Source organism: Rubellimicrobium rubrum (genome assembly GCF_006152115.1).
Classification (GTDB): Bacteria; Pseudomonadota; Alphaproteobacteria; order Rhodobacterales; family Rhodobacteraceae; genus Rubellimicrobium; species Rubellimicrobium rubrum.
Genome location: NZ_VDFU01000001.1, coordinates 179,674 through 196,784, shown reverse-complemented (window position 1 = coordinate 196,784; position 17,111 = coordinate 179,674). Strand labels below are relative to the sequence as shown.

Sequence of the window (17,111 nt, the reverse complement as noted above, 5' to 3'; positions counted from 1 at the left end):
CCCGCACACGGGATTTTGGCGTTGTGGACCCAGGGCGGGTGCCCTAATCTGACGGACGGGCGGCGCCAGAGCCGGGCGCATCTCCCGACGAGCCCCCGAGGGGCAAGCTGAGGCCCCCTGGGCCAGAGGAGTCACATGGCGAACGCATCCGGCAGCGACGGCAAGAACACGCTCTACTGCTCTTTCTGCGGCAAGAGCCAGCACGAGGTGCGCAAGCTCATCGCGGGCCCGACCGTGTTCATCTGCGATGAATGCGTCGAGCTTTGCATGGACATTATCCGGGAGGAAACCAAGACCTCCGGGCTGAAGACCACCGATGGCGTGCCCACCCCGCGCGAAATCTGCGACGTGCTTGACGACTACGTGATCGGCCAGATCCATGCCAAGCGCGTTCTGTCCGTCGCAGTGCACAACCACTACAAGCGCCTGTCCCATGCCCAGAAGGCGTCGGATATCGAGCTTGCGAAATCCAACATCCTGCTTATCGGCCCGACCGGTTGCGGCAAGACGCTGCTCGCGCAGACGCTGGCCCGCATCCTCGACGTGCCCTTCACGATGGCGGATGCGACTACGCTGACCGAAGCCGGCTATGTGGGTGAGGATGTCGAGAACATCATCCTCAAGCTGCTGCAGGCTTCGGAATACAACGTGGAACGGGCGCAGCGCGGCATCGTCTACATCGACGAAGTCGACAAGATCACCCGCAAGTCCGATAATCCGTCCATCACGCGGGACGTGTCGGGCGAGGGGGTGCAGCAGGCCCTCCTCAAGATCATGGAAGGCACCGTGGCCTCCGTGCCGCCCCAGGGTGGTCGGAAGCACCCCCAGCAGGAATTCCTGCAGGTGGACACCACGAACATACTGTTCATCTGCGGTGGCGCCTTCGCGGGCCTGGAAAAGATCATCGGCCAGCGCGCCAAGGGTCAGGGCATGGGCTTCAACGCCAAGGTCCGCGACGTGGACGAGCGTGGCGTGGGCGAGATCTTCAAGGACCTGGAGCCCGAGGATCTGCTGAAGTTCGGTTTGATCCCCGAATTCGTTGGCCGTTTGCCGGTCATCGCGACGCTAACGGACCTCGACGAGCCCGCACTCGTCAAGATCCTGACCGAGCCCAAGAACGCCCTAGTCAAGCAGTACCAGCGTCTGTTCGAGCTTGAGGACACCAAGCTCACCTTCACCGAGGATGCTCTCAAGGCGATCGCCAAGCGCGCCATCGAGCGCAAGACGGGCGCCCGTGGTCTGCGGTCGATCATGGAGGACATCCTCCTCGACACGATGTTCGACCTTCCGGGCCTCACCTCGGTCCGTGAGGTGGTCGTCAACGAGGAGGCCGTGGGCAACAGCGGCAAGCCCCTGATGATCCACACCGAGCAGGGCCCGAAAAAGGAAGTCGCCGCCGGCCGTTAAGGCCGGCCGCGTGACGAGCCGAGGCGACGGATCGCAGGGTCCGTCGCCTTTTTCATGTCCGATGTCGCCAGTGCCGAGCCGACTCCGCGTGCCCAATGCCATGTTCGGAACGAACCAGACCAATAGGCGAAGCCGGAGAATGCCATGAGCCGAGTCGAGGTGTATGCCGTGCTGGCCGTAGCCATCCTGGCCGAAGTCGTCGCTACGACGGCGCTCGCACGATCTGAAACCTTCACCAAGCTTTGGCCAAGCATCGTCGCAGTGCTTGGCTATGCCATCGCGTTCTGGCTCCTCTCCTTTCCGCTCCGCGTCATGCCCACCGGGATCGTCTATGCGATCTGGTCAGGTCTGGGCATCGTCCTGATCGCCACTGTGGCTTGGCTGTGGTCAGGGCAGGTGCTGGATGGTCCGGCCCTGTTGGGCCTTGGCCTGATCATTGCCGGGGTCGTCGTCGTCAACGTGTTCTCCAACTCCATCCCGCACTGAAGACTTGGCATGCCCAGTGACATTCGCCGCATCTCGACCAACTCCACCTGGGAGCCTCGGGTGGGTTATTGCCGAGCGGTCGTGGCAAGTGGCTGGATTTTCGTCTCGGGAACTACGGGAACCGACCATGAGACCGGCGCCATTCCCGAGCGGGTCGAGGATCAATGTGCTTCGGCTCTCCGCATCATCGAAGCAGCCCTCCAAGAGGCGGGAGCGTCCTTGGCCGATGTGGTCCGGGTGCGCTACATCCTGCCGGACCGGGCCGACTTCGAGCCGTGCTGGCCCATGCTGTCCGCTGCGTTCGGGGGAAATCCGCCAGCCGCTACGATGATTCAGGCCGGCCTCATTGATCCGCGTCACAAGATAGAGATCGAGGTCGATGCCCGCTGTCCCGATGCGGGATGAAACCCGCAGAGCTTGTGGGGGTTTCATGGGGGCGACATTGACCCTCCCGGCCATCCGGGGCATTGAAGCTCGGAGCGGCGGAGTCACCTCATGACATTCTTGGACATCTTCAAGCGCACATTCACTTGGTGGAATAGCCAGACCTGGGGAACGCAGCTCTGGACAGCGCGCAACGGCGTCAAGGTCGGCGAGGATGCCCTGGGCAACATCTACTACCGCACCAAGAACGATTCGAGCCGCTGGGTGATTTTCAACGGCGAGGCCGAAGCGTCGCGTGTTCCGACCGAATGGTTCGGCTGGTTGCATCGCACCTGGGACGAAACGCCCGTCGAGCGTCCGCCGGTGCGCCGTTTCTGGGAGAAGCCCTCGTTGCCGAACATGACCGGCACACCCCACGCCTACGCGCCGCCTGGGTCGTTGCGCCGGACGGATCCGGTCGACCGGACCGACTACGAAGCCTGGACTCCGAAGTAATGCGCGAGAGCCCCGTCGAAGTGCTGACTGGCGCCTTGGTGGTGCTGGTCGCGGGCGGATTCCTTGTCTACGCCGCGCAGGCCACAGGCCTTGGCGGCCCGTCCGAGGGTGTCCGCCTGAATGCGAGCTTCCGCTCCATCGAAGGGGTGTCGCTGGGGACCGATGTCCGGCTGGCGGGCGTCAAGATCGGAAGTGTGACCGACACTGCGCTGGACCCCCAAACCTTTCGGGCCACGACCGAGCTAACCGTCAACGCCGACGTGCCCATCCCCGACGATTCTTCGGCCGTGGTAGCGAGCGAGGGACTCCTGGGCGGAAACTTCGTGGAGATCGTGCCGGGCGGCTCCCTTACCACTCTGGCCGACGGCGGCGAGATCGTGGACACGCAAGGGGCGGTGAGCCTTCTGCAACTTCTTCTCCAGTACATTTCGGGCGGGAGCGAGCAGCCGTCATGATGCGGCGCTCCCTTCTGGTCGCGCTGAGTCTGGCTGCCCCTGCAGGCGCGCAGGATACGCTGTCGATCACTCCACCGAGCCGCGGCACAGTGCCTGAGACGCAGGCCTCCAGTGCCGCCGTCTCGGCGCCGGGCGGGATCGTAAGGGTCCTCGACAAGATCACTGGTACCATCACGGATCTTGATCTGCGCAACGGTGAATCGGGCAGCGTTGGCAATCTGGCCGTGGTGATGGGGGACTGCCGCTTTCCAGGCGACAACCCTGCGGGCGATGCCTTCGTGCTGGTCAGCATCCGTACCGAGCCCGACGACACCGCCGTCTTCGAAGGCTGGCTGATCGCCTCGGCCCCGGCGCTCAGTGCGCTGGACCATTCACGCTACGATGTCTGGGCGCTCCGTTGCCTGGGGGCCGACTAGCCAAAGCGAACATTCGGCGGAGCGAGCAGGGCCTTCGACGGTTGACTCCATGCAGGGCTTCTCGCGTGGCCCTGTTCTGCAAAGGAGGCGGCCCTTGGCTCAGAAGCAGCAAGGCACTGGCCCCGACAACCGCACGGACCGCGACATGAGTCGCCCGCACCAGGGTGAAACGTCAGGAAGCGTGAGCCGCCAGACGCAGCAGTCCAACGGAAGTGACCGGAACCGGCGCCCCGATGCTGACCAGCTCATCAAAGATCGCAAATTGTCGAACTGACAAGCCCCCCACAGGCGAACTGGTGCCGCCGGTCCCCAGGGACCGGCGGTTGCTCATTCAGGGATAAAGCTTGCAGTGCGGGTCAACGCGTCGGCCAAGTGGCGGCGATACTCGCCCCGGCTGATCTCGATGCCGCCCAGGCTGGCTAGATGAGGGGTCAGGAACTGCGTGTCGAACAGGGCGAAGCCTTGTCTGCGCAGATGCTCCACAAGATGGACCAGAGCTACCTTGGAGGCGTCCGTCCGCCGCGAGAACATGCTTTCACCGAAAAATGCGGCGCCGATGCAAACGCCGTAGACGCCACCCACCAGGTCGTCGTTCTCCCACACCTCGACAGAATGCGCGTAGCCCCAGGCGTGAAGCGCGGAATAAAGCGCGGCGATGGTGCCGCTGATCCACGTCTCGGTCCGATCGGCGCAGCCTTGGACCACATCGTCAAAGGCGGCATCATGAGTGACGCGGAACAAGCCCCGGCGCAGCGTCCGTGCAAGGCTGCGCGAGACATGGATGCCGTCCAACGGCAGGATGCCGCGACGGCGCGGATCGACCCAGAACACGTCCGGGTCGCTCCGGCTTTCGGCCATGGGAAAGACCCCCTGGCGATAGGCCGCGAGGAGGATCTCGGGAGTGAGATCCTCGCCTCTCACGCGGGGGCTACCACGTTCTCCTTCAACCAACGCTCCAGCCAGTGGATGTCATAGGTTCCCTGCTGGATCGCGGGATCCTCCACCAAGGCGTGGAAGAGCGGGATCGTCGTGTCGATGCCATCGACGATCAACTCGCCCAGGGCGCGGTTCAGCCGTGCCAGAGCCTCGGGCCGGTCGCGCCCATGGACGATGAGTTTGGCCACAAGGGAGTCGTAGTAGGGCGGGATGCGGTAGCCATCGTAGAGGGCCGAATCCATTCGTACACCCAAGCCGCCCGGCGCGTGGTATTGCGTGATCTTGCCGGGGGAAGGAGCAAAGTTCGGCATCTTCTCGGCGTTGATCCGCACCTCGATGGCGTGCCCGTTGATCCGCAGATCCTCCTGCCGGAAGGACATGGGTAGCCCGGAGGCCACGCGGATCTGCTCGCGCACGAGGTCAACGCCAAAGATCGCTTCGGTCACGGGATGCTCCACCTGAAGGCGGGTGTTCATCTCGATGAAATAGAACTCGTCGTTCTCAAACAGGAACTCGATGGTGCCGGCGCCGATGTAGTTGATGCGCGCCACGGCGTCCGCACAGACGCGGCCGATGCGGTCGCGCAACGCGGGCGTGATCACAGGGCCTGGAGCCTCCTCCAGCACCTTCTGGTGGCGGCGCTGGAGCGAGCAGTCCCGCTCCCCCAGATGCACCGCCCGGCCCTTGCCGTCGCCGAAGACCTGCACCTCAATGTGGCGCGGCGTGGTAAGGTACTTCTCAAGGTAAACCTCGTCGTTGCCAAAGGCAGCCTTGGCCTCGGACCGTGCGGTCATGAAGGCGGTCTCAAGCTCTTCGGCGTCGTGCGCGACCTTCATGCCGCGTCCGCCGCCGCCCGCCGTGGCCTTGATGATCACTGGGTAGCCGATCTGCTCGGCCACGCGGCGGGCATCCTGAAGCGTGGGCACGCCGCCGTCAGAGCCGGGAACGCAGGGTACGCCTAGCGCCTTCATCGTCTCCTTGGCGGTGATCTTGTCGCCCATGATCCGGATGTGCTCGGCCGTGGGGCCGATGAAGGTGATGCCGTGATCCTCGATTGCCTGCACGAATGCGGCGTTTTCGGACAGGAAGCCATAGCCGGGGTGGATCGCCTGCGCGCCCGTGATCTCGCAGGCCGAAATGATGGCGGGAAAACTCAGGTAGCTTTGCGACGATGGCGGCGGGCCGATGCATATAGCCTCGTCCGCCATGCGGACGTGCATCGCGTCGGCGTCGGCCGTGGAGTGTACCGCGACGGACTGGATGCCCATCTCGCGGCAGGCCCGCACGACCCGGAGCGCGATCTCGCCCCGGTTGGCGATCAGGATCTTGTCGAACATCGCGGTTACTCGATGATCATGAGGGGGGCACCGTATTCGACCGGGGCCCCATCCTCGACAAGGATGCGCTTGACCACCCCGGCATGGGACGCAGGGATCTGGTTCATGGTCTTCATCGCTTCGATGATCAGGAGGGTGTCACCGACCTTGACCGATTGGCCCACGGATACGAAGGGCGCGGAGCCTGGCTCCCCTTGGAGATACACGGTGCCCACCATGGGCGAGGTGACCGCCCCCGGATGCGAGGCCGGGTCGCCCCCCGACGACGATGCCGCCGCTGCAGGAGCGGATGCGGCCGGGAGCGCCGGTCCGGCAGCGGCTTGAGGAGCAGCGGCGACCGGGGGCGGCGCGACATAGACAGCGCCGCGCGACACGCGGACGTTCAAACGGTCGTTATCGCCGTATTCCCGCTTGACCTCGAGTTCGTTCAGGTCGTTCGCTCGCAGAAGCTCCGCCAAGGCCCGAATGAAGTTCACGTCGCTTTCGGTGGTGGTCTTGTCGCTCATGTGTCCTTCGCCTTGCCCCGCAGCCGTCTCGCGGCCATTGTCCGACTCCATGGGGCCGGACGCTGCCGGAGCCGCCAATGGCCGGTTGAACAGGGCTTATAGGGCACGCATCGGGCTCTGGAAAGCCGCCACCGTGCGCTCGGGCCCAGCCCGTCTGGGGAGATGGTGGGGCGGGCCGCTCCGACCAGGGGGGGCTTGCGCTTTGCTATGGCTTCGCAGGATCTGACGCAGTCTGGCGCGGCGGGGTCGGCTCATCGGCCGGGGGCGTGACAGACACCGGACCGGTTTCCTCTGAGACGGCTGCCGGTTCCGGCACACCAGGGCGCGGAAAGAGCCCCTCCTTCGCCTCGGCAAGCTCGGTCGGGTCAAGGACAACATCCCGCGGCACCGGGTCCTCGCTGCGGGTCTCCTGCGGCTCGGACTCGATCATGTTGGACTTGCTTGCAGCGACCTCGAGTTGGGCCGCCAGTTCGGCCTCTTGGCGCTCCGCCGCTTCGTGGCGCGGTTCGTTATACGGGAGCATGTGCAACCCGAAGGGCTTAAGCACCCGGGGCGGCGCATTCTTCGTCTCGGTGGCAGTGGCCCCGCTTGCGGAACCGACCGCCACTCCTGCTTCGATGAGGCCCTTCACGACCAGAGCCCCCTGCTGGGGCGAGGCGGGGGCGACCACGGGTGCCTGCGCAATCGCCAAAGGCGGAGCCGTGATCCTTGCGGTCGCCGCGGCATCGGCCGTCGGCCGGAGATCCGCGACATGGCGCGGGGCAACGGAAGTAACAGAGATGTCCATGATCAACTCCCACACGAGACAGCAGCCTCCCCGGTTGGGGATAGCGAACCGGGCGTTGATGAAGTCTTAATGTCGCAGGAGGATGCTCAAGCTATCGTTCATGTTGGTAAATCCCTTGGGGGCGTGCTCAACCTCGTTCCACCTGCAAGGAGGAGTCCATGCCCGACCACGCTTCGATCGGCTCTCGCATCCGTGACCGGCGGCAGGTCTGCGGCCTGCGTCAGGCCGAACTCGCGGCAGGGGTCGGCATCTCACCGTCTTACCTGAACCTGATCGAGCACGGACGCCGTCGCATCGCTGGCAAGCTCCTGGCCGATATCGCCCGCGCTCTCGATCTGGATCCCACCGCGTTGGGCGAGGCCTCGGACGGCAATCGCCTGCGCAGCCTTCGGGCAGCGGTAGCGGCGGTGCCCGATCTGGCCCGCCCGCATCCCGAAGTGGAGCGCGTGCAGGAGTTCGCGGACCGCTTCCCCGGATGGGCCGCGCTTGTGGCGGCGCAGGCTGCCAGGGTCGAGGTGCTGGAAGGCCGCGTGACCGAGTTGTCGGGACGCCTGAGTTATGACCCTGACCTGGCTCAGGCGTTGCATCAGGTGATATCGGGCGTGACCGCCATCCGGGCGACCTCAGGCATCCTGGCCGAGAATCCCGACCTCGACCGCGACTGGCAGAATCGCTTCCTGGGCAACATCAGGGCCGATAGCGAAGCGCTGGCGCAGGCCAGCCGGGCGCTCGTCCGGTTCCTCGAGGCGCCCGCGACGACGCTTCCGCCTTCGGTCAGCGCTGTAGAGGAGGCCGAGCGGTGGCTGAACGCCCGCGACCACCACATCCCCGAGGTCGAGAGCGGAGGACTGCCAGTGGACCTTCCCGACGGCGCGGCGGGCGATCTAGTCCGCGCCTGGGTCCGTCGTTATGCCGAGGATGCGAGGGCGCTGCCCTTGGATGCGTTCTCGTCGGCCGCCCAGCAGGCCGCCCATGATCCCGCGCCCCTGGCCCGGCGTTTTGGCGTGTCCCTGCCTCAGGTCCTGAGGCGGCTTGCCGCCTTGCCGGCGGGGATGGGGCATCCGCCCATGGGTCTCGCGATCTGCGATGCCAGCGGCACGATCACTCACCTCAAGCCGCTCGAGGGTGTGACGTTGCCGCGTGCTGCGGGCTGTCCGCTCTGGCCTTTGTTCGAGGCGCTGGCGCGACCAGGCCAAGGGGTGCGCGCCCATGCGGTCTTGCCGGGGCAGAACGCTCCCCGCTTCCTGTGCCATGCGGTGGCCTCGCCTCGGGAGGTACCGGACTGGGACTCGCCCGGTCTGATCGAGGGAACGATGCTCCTGACGCCAGCCGCGCCCGAGGTCCAGCCGACAGAGCGCCACGTCGGGCCCACCTGCCGCATTTGCCCCCGCAGATCCTGTCCGGCGCGGCGGGAACCATCGATCCTGCGTGGGGAACTCTGAGTCTTTGACAGCCGTCCCCAGGACCGCGATAGTCAGTTCAGCCGGGCCTTGGGGAGGAGACCTGTGGCGCGTCGTGTGCTGCTCATCGAAGATGAGCCCAACATCATCGAAGCCCTGAGCTTCATCCTGACGCGCGACGGCTGGACGGTGCACACGCACGCCGACGGAGCGACGGCGGCCGCGCGGGTCAAGAACGGCTCGCCCGAGGTCGTCGTGCTCGATGCCATGCTGCCAGGACGGTCGGGCTTCGACATCCTGCGCGACCTGCGAGCTGATCCGGACACGGCGAGCGTTCCGGTCCTGATGCTGACCGCGCGTGGGCAGGAGAAGGACCGCGAACTGGCCATGCGGCTAGGCGCGACCGAGTTCATGACGAAGCCCTTTGCCAACTCCGAGATCGTGGCCGAGGTGCGACGGCTCGCGGGAGGCTGAGGGCCATGGCGCGTGCCCATCGACCCGTGTTCCTGCCGCCTGCCGGCTATCGACGGCGGCGAGTCAGGGACGCGGCGCGGCTGCTGCCGGTCCTGGGCGTCGTGCTGCTGGTGGTACCGCTGCTCTGGACCCGCTCGGATCAGCCGGGCGGAGTCGGCAACTCGGTGGCGCTGATCTATGTGTTTGCGGTCTGGGCGGGCCTCATTGCCGGGGCGAACCTCCTGTCGCGGCTTCTGCGGCGCGACACGGAGGACGACGCGGACGAGGACGGGCGGGATCCGTCGGCATGACGCTGACCTTCGATACGCTGGTGGCAGTGTCGCTGGGCTACGTAGCGGTCCTGTTCGCCGTAGCCTTTGCCGCCGAGCGTCGGGCCGATGCCGGCAGCAGCGTCTGGCTGCGCTCTCCTCTCATCTATACGTTGTCGCTGTCGATCTACTGCACGGCCTGGACCTTCTACGGTGCGGTTGGATACGCCGCGCGGTCCGGTCTCGAATACCTGACCATCTATCTGGGGCCGAGCCTCGTGATGATCGGCTGGTGGTGGGTCCTGCGCAAGCTGGTGCGGATCGGCCGCGCCCAGCGGATCACCTCCATCGCCGACCTCGTGTCCTCCCGTTTCGGCAAGTCGCCATGGATCGGGGCTCTTGTTACCCTGATCGCGGTGGCGGGCGTCACGCCCTACATCGCGCTGCAGCTCCAATCCATTTCGCTCACCTTTGCGGCCTTCACCGAAGGCATGCCAGGCGGATCGACCGATGTGGAGTTCGTGGCGCTTTGGACGGCCGTGGGCCTTGCGGTGTTCACGATCCTTTTCGGCACTCGCAACCTCGATCCGTCCGAACGGCACCACGGCATCGTCATGGCCATCGCCGTCGAAGCCGTGGTCAAGCTCTTTGCGCTGCTTGCGGTCGGCGCATTCGTGGTCTGGGGACTGGGGGGCGGCTTGTCAGGGACGCTTGCGCGGATCGACGCGTCCGACGTGCCGATGTGGCAGGGCGACGGCGGCCGTTGGGTCGGGCTCACGCTCCTGTCGGGGGCTGCCTTCCTGACCCTGCCGCGCATGTTCCACGTCTTGGTGGTGGAGAACGACGACGACCGGCACCTTGCCGTCGCGAGTTGGGCCTTCCCGCTCTACGTGCTGCTTATGAGCCTGTTCGTCGTACCCATCGCCGTCGTGGGCCTGGAGCGGCTGCCCTCTGGGTCGAACCCCGACCTTTTCGTGCTGGCCCTGCCCATCTCGGAAGGACATGGCGGCCTCGCCCTGTTGGCCTTCCTCGGGGGGTTCTCCTCGGCGACGTCCATGGTGATCGTCGCCACGATCGCGCTGGCGACCATGGTGTCCAACCACATCGTGGCACCGCTCTGGCTGTCCACCCGCGAGCCCGATGCGGTGTCGCGCGACCTGCGGGGCACGATCCTCCTGGCGCGGCGGGTCTCGGTCGGGGGGGTGCTGTCGCTGGGCTACATCTACTTTCAACTCACCGGGTCGGGTGTGGCGCTTTCGGCCATTGGGCTCATCGCCTTTGCCGGCGTGGCGCAGATCCTGCCCGCGATGCTCGGGGGCATCTTCTGGCGCGGCGGCACGGCAGGCGGCGCGGCGGCGGGTCTCCTTCTCGGAGCGGCGGTCTGGGTTTGGACGCTGTTCCTGCCGTCCTTCGGGACGGCTGTGATCCCGGCGGGGGTGCTGGATCACGGGCCTTACGGCCTGGGCTGGCTCAGACCCCGCGCGCTGTTCGGCATCGAAGGCATCGATCCTCTTCTCCACTCGGTGATCTGGTCGCTGCTCCTCAACACCGGGGCCTTCACGCTGGTCTCGCTCCTCACCTTTCCCAAACCGCTCGAACGGCTGCAGGGCGCGCAGTTCGTCAACGTCTTTGAACAGGCCAACCCGTCGCGGGCCTGGTCGCGCAGCGGGGCAGAGGTGGAGGACCTGCTGGTGCTGGCCCAGCGCGTGCTGGGGAGTGAGGCCGCGCTGGACCTGTTCGGGCGCGAGGCCGAAGGGCAGGGCAAGTCCGGCCATCTGCCGGACCCCACGCCTGCTTTCCTTCAGGAACTTGAACGCGAGTTGGCCGGATCGGTCGGCGCGGCCGCGGCCCACGCGCTGGTGGGCCAGTTCGTGAAAGGACCTGGAGTCTCGGTCGAGGACCTCATGGCCGTGGCGGATGAGGCGGCGCAGATCCTCGAATACTCCGCCCGGCTGGAACACAAGTCAGCCGAGCAGGAGCGCACCGCCCGCGCCTTGCGAGAAGCCAATGACAAGCTCACCCATATCGCCCGGCAGAAGGACGCGTTCCTGAGTCGCATCAGCCACGAGCTTCGGACCCCCACCACCTCCATCAGGTCGTTTTCCTCGATCCTGGGGGAGGAGGGACTGACGCCCGAAGAAGCCCGGCGCTTTGCCGGGATCGTAGAGGCCGAGGCGCAGCGCATGACGCGGCTCCTGGACGATCTACTCGACTTATCCGTCCTGCGCGAGGGACAGGTGTCGCTCAGGCAGCAGGAGGGACTGCTGTCGGAGGTCATCGATCGGGCCGTGGTGTCTGCCGGCACAATTCAGGGTGGGCTGCGGGTCGTTCGCGATGCTGCGGCCGAGGCAGTGCCGGTGACAACCGATCTCGACCGGCTGGCGCAGGTCTTCATCAACCTCGTCTCCAATGCCCGCAAGTACTGCGACGCCGCCCGGCCCGAACTCCGCATCGGCGTCCAGCGGCGGGGCGGTCAGGTGATCATCGATTTCGTGGACAACGGCAGCGGCATTCCGGTCCCTGAGCGCGAGGTCGTCTTCGAGTCCTTTGCCCGCCTGACTGGCCGCCGCACAGGCTCGGCCGAGCCGACCGGGGCGGGGCTCGGCCTTGCCATCTGCCGGGAGATCATGGCCCATCTGGGCGGCTCGATCAGCTACCTGCCGGGACAGGGCGGGGCGGCATTCCGCGTCATCCTTCCCCAAGGTCTGTCGGCTGCGGCGGCCGAGTGACCCTGTTCATCAGTCGTCAACCTATTCCCGGATAGTGTTGGTCCGTCTTAGAAGGGACCGGAATCGTGGAGCAGACGACCGCGAACCTCATGCGGCGCCTCGTGCGCAGCCCAGTGCCGCCCCCCTCCCTCACGCCAGCCCGCGCCCTGCGGTTGGCCATGGTGCGTGCGGCCGAACGGTCCATCAACCTGCACCTCGCCGTGCTTGGCGTCAGCGAAGACTCGGGGCCGCTGGACGACCTGTTGTCACGGCTCGAGGATGGGCTCCTCATGATCGCGCTGTACGAAGGCGCGGAGCCAGTGGGATTGATTGCCCTCGATGCGGAGGCGCGTGCCGCCGCGATCGAGGTGCAGACGCTGGGGAAGCTGCTTCCGTCCTCGCCCGAAACCCGCGCGGTGACGGCCGCTGATGCTGCGCTGGCGCGGCCTCTCCTGGCGGCCTTCCTGTCCGAGATGCAGACCGCCGTGGAAGGAACATCCCTGGCCGGGTGGACCCGGAACCCACGGCTGACCGCCCGTCTGCCAGGCGCCCGCGAGGCGGCCATGCTGCTGGCCGATGGGGCTTACCGGGTGGTTCGGCTGACCCTCGACCTCGGCGCCGGTGAGCGGCAGGGTCTTGCCCTAGCCATGATCCGGCTGCCCGGCATGACCAAGTCCGCCGCTGAATCCAAGCCCGCCGACGCCACCGTGGCGGAACAGGTCATGGGCGCCCAGGCGACGCTGACCGCCGTGCTGCACCGCATCAGCCTGCCGCTGTCCGATGCCGAGGCCCTGGAAGTCGGGCAGGTTCTGGCATTACCCGGCGTGACTGTCGCCTCGGTCCGGATCGAGGCTGGAGGGGTGGACCTTGGCCCTGGCCGACTCGGTCAGGTGGCCGGGATGCGCGCCGTGCGGATCGAACAGCCGCTCGCTCCGTATTTGGAGGAGATCCCCGCCTTGGGGGACCAGCCCTCCGACACCGAGTCCGAACCGCCGATGATCATGGGCGGGATGGACTGGGACTCATGAACGCAAAAGGCCCCCGACAGGGGGCCTCCGCGTCTGCCGTTGTTCGGCTCAGCGCTTGGCCTGCTCGCCCGCGTTGCTGAGTTCCATGAACTTGACGGTAAGCTGGTCGGTCATGCCAAGCAGCGTTTGGAAGGTCTTTTCTTCCTCGCGCAACGTCGCTTCGTAGATCGGAACATGGTGCTGGTGCCCCGTGGCCTGGGCCATGGCAATGAGCGAGCGGTAGGTCGCCTGCTCGAAGGCTTCAAAGGCGACGTTGGCGAAATGATTCTTCATGATCTCGTCGGACATGACGGTATGCGCGAGCGCGGCCGCGTTCCCGGACATCTGCGTCGCCAGATCCTTGAGCGCGGACGGGGCGGAGCCCAGCTCCTGCAGGATGCCGTCGAGCCGCTGGATCTGCGCCTCGGTTTCGGTGCCGTGCTGCGTCAGGACCGCCGCCACCTCCGGATAGCTTTCGATCCGCTCCAACTGGCGGTTGATCAGCTGGGTCGCCTGCTTTTCAAGGGCGTGGGCGCTCTGGATGCCCATGATGTAGTCCTGCTTGGCACTGTCCGAGGTCATAAGCGATCCGGAAGCCGAGGTCTGGTCGTAAGCCATAACTGTCTCCTGTGACGAAGTCTCGGGGAGCCAACGCCTCAAGCGGAGGGTGGTTCAGGAGAACAGGGGCTTCCTGCCGATCAACCCCGCGCGAGGTCCAAGCGGGGACGAAGCGCTGCCAGGTCGTAGCCCGCCCGTGACGTGGCTGCGATGATCTCGTCCGTTGGGATCCGCCCAGCCTGTGCCAGCGACCAGAGGATCGAGGACCGCGTTCCGGATGCGCAATAGGCAAGGGCGGGGCCTTCGCCCATGGCTGCGGCCTGCCTTGCGATCCGCTCTGGCGTCATGGTGGGGTGGGTGACTGGATTCTCCACGAAGGTGAGACCCGCCGCCTCGACGGCTGCGCGCAGCACCTCGGCGGAGAGTTCCATCGGAACTTCAGAATCGGGCCGGTTGCAGATCACAGTCCGGAAGCCGGCCGCAGCAATGTCCGGAACGTCATCGGGGGCGATCTGGGGCGAGACGGCGTAGTCGGGGGTGATGCGGCGGATGTCCATGCCCCAGTGATAGGGCCGGGCCTGCCGCGCGTCCAGCGCCTCAGCTGAAGACGACGCCCAGGATCACCAGGAGGCAGCCCAGGATCGAAAGCAGCAACGCGCCCAGGTTGATGGGCAGCGCCCGCTGGAGCCGCGCCCGTAGCGCCGCGTCGTCCAGCCCCTCGCGCCGGGCCTTGATCGCGATGGCTCCGCTCCAGACGATGCCGACCATGCCAAGAAGGGCCACGGCCGTGCCGATCCAGATCAGGACTTCCATGCGCGAACCTCCGCCGCTGTGCCTTCCGCGCCTACCCCGCCCGACCCCCTCGCGCAAGCGCGCTTGCGAGACTCGCGCCGCGCCGGCTAGGCCAGGGTGACGAGCAGTCCCATGAGAAGGAATCGCGCAATGCCACCCCACCTGTCCGTGGTCGAGACCGAACCCCTTCCCGGCGAGGAGATCCGCCAGTTCATCGAGCGTTACGAAGCGCTGGAAGCCCAGAAGAAGGATCTGGCCGAGGAGATGAAGGAAGTCATGGCCGAGGCCAAGGGCCGTGGCTACGACGTCAAGATCCTCAAGAAGATCATCGCGATCCGCAAGCGCGACAAGGACGACATCGACGAGGAGGAAGCCATCCTCGAACTGTACAAGCAAGCCCTCGGCATGACCTGACAGGGCCATCCATGGCTTGGGTCATCTTGGTCCTGGCGGGCGTGTTCGAAGTAGGCTGGGCCGTGGGGCTCAAGTATACGGCAGGGTTCACGCGTCTCTGGCCGACCCTGGGCACCGTCGCTGCCATGGCAGTGAGCCTGGGTCTTCTGGGGCTGGCGCTCCGCACGCTGCCACTCGGGACGGCCTACGCGGTCTGGACCGGGGTCGGAACGGTCGGCACAGCGCTTCTCGGCATCTGGCTGTTCGAGGAAGCGGCCAGTGTGGCGCGGCTCCTGTGCATCGGGCTGATCGTCGCGGGAATCGTGGGGCTGAAGCTGGTCTCGCCCGACTAGGCCGCCGCTGCCTTGGACGGCGTCCGCTCGACACGCGTGGGGGATTGGGCTAGGCCACCGGCATGGCTGACCAGTTCACTCAGGATACAGGACGCGGCAGCGCGATCCCGCTCAGGCCGGACGGCTGGTCGGCGGCGGCGGTGCTGATCGCAGCGCTTGTTCTCCTGCCCGTGGTGTCGGTGGTTTGGCTTGCCCTGCAGGGCGGCACGGAGATCTGGCCGCACCTGCTCTCGACCACGCTGCCCCGTTATGTCCGCAACACCTTGACGCTAATGCTGGGCGTGGGTCTGTTGTCGGCGGCCATCGGTGCGGGCGCGGCTTGGCTGGTGACCATGTACCGCTTTCCCGGACGAAACTGGTTGCAATGGGCGCTGCTGTTGCCTCTTGCCGTGCCTGCCTATGTGGGCGCCTACGCCCTTGTGGACTTCCTGGAGTATGCCGGGCCGGTTCAGCGAGGTCTCCGCGCCCTTTTCGGCTGGCAGACCGCGCGCGACTACTGGTTCCCCGAAATCCGAACACCTGGCGCGGCGATCCTCGTGCTGTCCGGGGCGCTTTATCCTTACGTTTATCTCCTGACGCGCGCCGCCTTCCGAGAGCAGTCGGGATCGGTCTTCGAGGTCGCGCAGGCGCTGGGGGCCGGAGCGTGGTCGCGCTTTTTCCGTGTCGGGCTGCCGCTCGCGCGGCCCGCCATCGCCGCAGGGACGGCCGTCGTGATGATGGAGACCGTCAACGACTTCGGCGCGGTGCACTACTTTGCCGTCCAAACCCTGACGACAGGCATCTTCTCGGTCTGGTTGCAGGCCGGAAACCTTGCCGGAGCCGCCCAGATTTCGGCCTGCGTGCTGGCCATCATCGTCCTCCTCGTCACGATCGAGAAAGCGAGCCGCCGTCGTGGCCGGACCCATGCCTCGGCCCGGGCGCATCGTCCCATCACCGCCCAGAACCTATCGGGCTGGAAGGCGTGGGCCGCGACCCTGGCCTGCGTATTGCCTTTCCTCGGCGGATTCGTCCTGCCCGTGACGGTGCTGCTGTCCCATTCCTTCGATGCCCAGCAATGGGTGGAGCCTGGGCTGGCGCGGGCGCTCCTCCACTCGCTGACGGTGGGCGGGGCGGCGGCCTTGCTGTGCGTGATACTGGGTGTGCTGATGGTTTATGGCGCGCGCCTGTCTGGACGGCGGCTCCCGGTGATCCTTCTGCCCGTGACGGCGATCGGCTACGCGGTGCCTGGCGCGGTGCTCGGGATCGGGATCCTGATTCCCCTGGCTGCCACCGACAACGCCGTAGCCGATCTGGTGCTACGCGTCACAGGGAATGATCCGGGCCTGATTCTGACCGGGACGGCGGCGGCGCTGACGCTCGCCTATGTGGTCCGGTTCTTCGCGGTGGCCCAGGGGACCGCTGATGCGGCGATGGCGCGCATCTCGCCGTCGCTTCCGATGGCGGCTCGATCCCTGGGGCGGACGGCCGGAGGAACCCTCCGCGCGGTCCACCTGCCTTTGGCCCGCGCCTCGCTGGGCTCTGCCTTGCTCCTTGTCTTCGTGGATTGCGTTAAGGAGTTGCCAGCGACGTTGCTCCTGCGGCCCTTCAGCTTCGACACGCTCGCCACCCGGGTCCATGCCAAGGCGAGCCTGGAGAACCTGAGCGAGGCCGCTCCGGCCGCGCTGACCATCACGCTGGTCGGGATGGCCGCCACGATCCTGCTGGCTCGGGCCAACCGCTAGTCCCGCTCCCTGCGAAGCCAGGGTTGCCTTGGACACCCAAGCCGCGTAATCGGAGCATCGGCCCCCATAGCTCAGCTGGTAGAGCAGCTGATTTGTAATCAGAAGGTCGGCGGTTCAAGTCCGTCTGGGGGCACCAGAACGTCTGAGCTCCATCAGTGACTTAGGTCGCTATCGGGCTTGGCCGTTCTTATGTGGTCTCCATACGATGCCGTTTATGTGTCGGACAAGGACGGGGCTTTCTCGTCCCG

General features: G+C 66.3%; 21 protein-coding genes and 1 tRNA gene. 15 read left to right on the top strand and 7 right to left on the bottom strand.

All coding sequences use genetic code 11. From position 1 onward, the window contains the following. Positions 1–135 precede the first annotated feature (135 nt). The 6 genes from clpX to FHG66_RS00990 all read left to right on the top strand — a co-directional run bounded on the left by clpX (position 136) and on the right by FHG66_RS00990 (position 3,643). Positions 136–1,407 carry an ATP-dependent Clp protease ATP-binding subunit ClpX gene (gene clpX / locus FHG66_RS01015; RefSeq protein ID WP_139074759.1) on the top strand — a complete coding sequence of 424 codons (1,272 nt, stop codon included), beginning with the start codon at positions 136–138 and terminating at the stop codon, positions 1,405–1,407. A 144-nt stretch (positions 1,408–1,551) separates the two neighbouring features. Continuing rightward, positions 1,552–1,893 carry an SMR family transporter gene (locus tag FHG66_RS01010; RefSeq protein WP_139074757.1) on the top strand — a complete coding sequence of 114 codons (342 nt, stop codon included), beginning with the start codon at positions 1,552–1,554 and terminating at the stop codon, positions 1,891–1,893. A gap of 9 nt (positions 1,894–1,902) precedes the next feature. Beyond that, positions 1,903–2,298: a RidA family protein gene (locus FHG66_RS01005; protein ID WP_139074756.1), complete on the top strand. Its 396-nt coding sequence runs from the start codon at positions 1,903–1,905 to the stop codon at positions 2,296–2,298. Positions 2,299–2,388: 90 nt separating this feature from the next. Further along, positions 2,389–2,772: an NADH:ubiquinone oxidoreductase subunit NDUFA12 gene (locus FHG66_RS01000; RefSeq protein WP_139074754.1), complete on the top strand. Its 384-nt coding sequence runs from the start codon at positions 2,389–2,391 to the stop codon at positions 2,770–2,772. After that, entirely contained in the window at positions 2,772–3,227 is a 456-nt protein-coding gene (gene mlaD / locus FHG66_RS00995) for an outer membrane lipid asymmetry maintenance protein MlaD (protein ID WP_139074753.1), read from the top strand. The genes FHG66_RS01000 and mlaD overlap by 1 nt, the downstream gene beginning before the upstream one ends. Then, positions 3,224–3,643 (top strand): DUF2155 domain-containing protein, encoded by a 420-nt coding sequence (locus tag FHG66_RS00990; RefSeq protein WP_139074751.1) that lies wholly within the window; start codon positions 3,224–3,226, stop codon positions 3,641–3,643. Before mlaD ends, FHG66_RS00990 begins: the two co-directional genes overlap by 4 nt. Positions 3,644–3,970: 327 nt before the next feature. Here FHG66_RS00990 and aat read toward each other — a convergent pair whose 3' ends face one another. The 4 genes from aat to FHG66_RS00970 form a co-directional block, all read right to left on the bottom strand. Further along, positions 3,971–4,564 carry a leucyl/phenylalanyl-tRNA--protein transferase gene (gene aat / locus FHG66_RS00985; RefSeq protein ID WP_139074749.1) on the bottom strand — a complete coding sequence of 198 codons (594 nt, stop codon included), beginning with the start codon at positions 4,562–4,564 and terminating at the stop codon, positions 3,971–3,973. After that, positions 4,561–5,916: an acetyl-CoA carboxylase biotin carboxylase subunit gene (accC, locus tag FHG66_RS00980; protein ID WP_139074746.1), complete on the bottom strand. Its 1,356-nt coding sequence runs from the start codon at positions 5,914–5,916 to the stop codon at positions 4,561–4,563. Before accC ends, aat begins: the two co-directional genes overlap by 4 nt. 5 nt (positions 5,917–5,921) lie before the next feature. Then, entirely contained in the window at positions 5,922–6,422 is a 501-nt protein-coding gene (gene accB, locus FHG66_RS00975; RefSeq protein ID WP_139074744.1) for an acetyl-CoA carboxylase biotin carboxyl carrier protein, read from the bottom strand. 205 nt (positions 6,423–6,627) lie between these two features. Continuing rightward, positions 6,628–7,209: a hypothetical protein gene (locus FHG66_RS00970; RefSeq protein WP_139074742.1), complete on the bottom strand. Its 582-nt coding sequence runs from the start codon at positions 7,207–7,209 to the stop codon at positions 6,628–6,630. Between the two features lie 158 nt (positions 7,210–7,367). Here FHG66_RS00970 and FHG66_RS00965 point away from each other — a divergent pair, with 158 nt between their 5' ends. From FHG66_RS00965 to FHG66_RS00945, 5 genes are all read left to right on the top strand, one after another. Next, positions 7,368–8,651, top strand: coding sequence for a helix-turn-helix domain-containing protein (locus FHG66_RS00965; RefSeq protein WP_139074741.1), 1,284 nt, complete (start codon positions 7,368–7,370; stop codon positions 8,649–8,651). 63 nt (positions 8,652–8,714) lie between these two features. Next, complete coding sequence (locus FHG66_RS00960; RefSeq protein ID WP_139074739.1) at positions 8,715–9,083, top strand: response regulator transcription factor; 369 nt, start codon at positions 8,715–8,717, stop codon at positions 9,081–9,083. A 5-nt stretch (positions 9,084–9,088) separates the two neighbouring features. Continuing rightward, complete coding sequence (locus tag FHG66_RS00955) at positions 9,089–9,373, top strand: hypothetical protein (protein WP_139074737.1); 285 nt, start codon at positions 9,089–9,091, stop codon at positions 9,371–9,373. Then, positions 9,370–12,060 carry an ATP-binding protein gene (locus tag FHG66_RS00950; protein WP_139074735.1) on the top strand — a complete coding sequence of 897 codons (2,691 nt, stop codon included), beginning with the start codon at positions 9,370–9,372 and terminating at the stop codon, positions 12,058–12,060. The genes FHG66_RS00955 and FHG66_RS00950 overlap by 4 nt, the downstream gene beginning before the upstream one ends. Before the next feature lie 65 nt (positions 12,061–12,125). Further along, positions 12,126–13,067 (top strand): FliM/FliN family flagellar motor switch protein, encoded by a 942-nt coding sequence (locus FHG66_RS00945; RefSeq protein ID WP_139074733.1) that lies wholly within the window; start codon positions 12,126–12,128, stop codon positions 13,065–13,067. 48 nt (positions 13,068–13,115) lie between these two features. On the opposite strand, the gene FHG66_RS00940 is transcribed toward FHG66_RS00945, so the two are convergent. The 3 genes from FHG66_RS00940 to FHG66_RS00930 all read right to left on the bottom strand — a co-directional run bounded on the left by FHG66_RS00940 (position 13,116) and on the right by FHG66_RS00930 (position 14,417). Further along, on the bottom strand, positions 13,116–13,664 hold the full coding sequence (locus FHG66_RS00940; protein WP_139074731.1) for a DUF892 family protein: 549 nt from the start codon (positions 13,662–13,664) through the stop codon (positions 13,116–13,118). A gap of 80 nt (positions 13,665–13,744) precedes the next feature. Next, positions 13,745–14,161, bottom strand: a complete 417-nt coding sequence (locus tag FHG66_RS00935) for a protein tyrosine phosphatase family protein (RefSeq protein ID WP_139074729.1) — start codon at positions 14,159–14,161, stop codon at positions 13,745–13,747. Positions 14,162–14,201: 40 nt separating this feature from the next. Further along, entirely contained in the window at positions 14,202–14,417 is a 216-nt protein-coding gene (locus FHG66_RS00930; RefSeq protein ID WP_139074727.1) for a hypothetical protein, read from the bottom strand. A gap of 129 nt (positions 14,418–14,546) precedes the next feature. On the opposite strand from FHG66_RS00930, the gene FHG66_RS00925 reads away from it, so the two are divergent. From FHG66_RS00925 to FHG66_RS00910, 4 genes are all read left to right on the top strand, one after another. After that, positions 14,547–14,810 carry a DUF2312 domain-containing protein gene (locus FHG66_RS00925; protein WP_246082422.1) on the top strand — a complete coding sequence of 88 codons (264 nt, stop codon included), beginning with the start codon at positions 14,547–14,549 and terminating at the stop codon, positions 14,808–14,810. Positions 14,811–14,821: 11 nt separating this feature from the next. Beyond that, positions 14,822–15,142 carry a quaternary ammonium compound efflux SMR transporter SugE gene (gene sugE, locus FHG66_RS00920; RefSeq protein ID WP_139074724.1) on the top strand — a complete coding sequence of 107 codons (321 nt, stop codon included), beginning with the start codon at positions 14,822–14,824 and terminating at the stop codon, positions 15,140–15,142. Positions 15,143–15,204: 62 nt separating this feature from the next. After that, positions 15,205–16,863, top strand: a complete 1,659-nt coding sequence (locus FHG66_RS00915) for an ABC transporter permease (protein WP_139074722.1) — start codon at positions 15,205–15,207, stop codon at positions 16,861–16,863. Between the two features lie 60 nt (positions 16,864–16,923). Then, positions 16,924–16,999, top strand: a tRNA-Thr gene (locus FHG66_RS00910). Positions 17,000–17,111: the final 112 nt, after the last annotated feature.

Bases quoted from the DNA above. Each gene is read 5' to 3' on its own strand.
- clpX (WP_139074759.1), top strand. From the start codon at position 136: ATGGCGAACGCATCCGGCAGCGACGGCAAGAACACGCTCTACTGCTCT.
- FHG66_RS01010 (WP_139074757.1), top strand. From the start codon at position 1,552: ATGAGCCGAGTCGAGGTGTATGCCGTGCTGGCCGTAGCCATCCTGGCC.
- FHG66_RS01005 (WP_139074756.1), top strand. From the start codon at position 1,903: ATGCCCAGTGACATTCGCCGCATCTCGACCAACTCCACCTGGGAGCCT.
- FHG66_RS01000 (WP_139074754.1), top strand. From the start codon at position 2,389: ATGACATTCTTGGACATCTTCAAGCGCACATTCACTTGGTGGAATAGC.
- mlaD (WP_139074753.1), top strand. From the start codon at position 2,772: ATGCGCGAGAGCCCCGTCGAAGTGCTGACTGGCGCCTTGGTGGTGCTG.
- FHG66_RS00990 (WP_139074751.1), top strand. From the start codon at position 3,224: ATGATGCGGCGCTCCCTTCTGGTCGCGCTGAGTCTGGCTGCCCCTGCA.
- accC (WP_139074746.1), bottom strand. From the start codon at position 5,916: ATGTTCGACAAGATCCTGATCGCCAACCGGGGCGAGATCGCGCTCCGG.
- accB (WP_139074744.1), bottom strand. From the start codon at position 6,422: ATGAGCGACAAGACCACCACCGAAAGCGACGTGAACTTCATTCGGGCC.
- FHG66_RS00970 (WP_139074742.1), bottom strand. From the start codon at position 7,209: ATGGACATCTCTGTTACTTCCGTTGCCCCGCGCCATGTCGCGGATCTC.
- FHG66_RS00965 (WP_139074741.1), top strand. From the start codon at position 7,368: ATGCCCGACCACGCTTCGATCGGCTCTCGCATCCGTGACCGGCGGCAG.
- FHG66_RS00955 (WP_139074737.1), top strand. From the start codon at position 9,089: ATGGCGCGTGCCCATCGACCCGTGTTCCTGCCGCCTGCCGGCTATCGA.
- FHG66_RS00950 (WP_139074735.1), top strand. From the start codon at position 9,370: ATGACGCTGACCTTCGATACGCTGGTGGCAGTGTCGCTGGGCTACGTA.
- FHG66_RS00940 (WP_139074731.1), bottom strand. From the start codon at position 13,664: ATGGCTTACGACCAGACCTCGGCTTCCGGATCGCTTATGACCTCGGAC.
- FHG66_RS00935 (WP_139074729.1), bottom strand. From the start codon at position 14,161: ATGGACATCCGCCGCATCACCCCCGACTACGCCGTCTCGCCCCAGATC.
- FHG66_RS00930 (WP_139074727.1), bottom strand. From the start codon at position 14,417: ATGGAAGTCCTGATCTGGATCGGCACGGCCGTGGCCCTTCTTGGCATG.
- FHG66_RS00925 (WP_246082422.1), top strand. From the start codon at position 14,547: ATGCCACCCCACCTGTCCGTGGTCGAGACCGAACCCCTTCCCGGCGAG.
- sugE (WP_139074724.1), top strand. From the start codon at position 14,822: ATGGCTTGGGTCATCTTGGTCCTGGCGGGCGTGTTCGAAGTAGGCTGG.
- FHG66_RS00915 (WP_139074722.1), top strand. From the start codon at position 15,205: ATGGCTGACCAGTTCACTCAGGATACAGGACGCGGCAGCGCGATCCCG.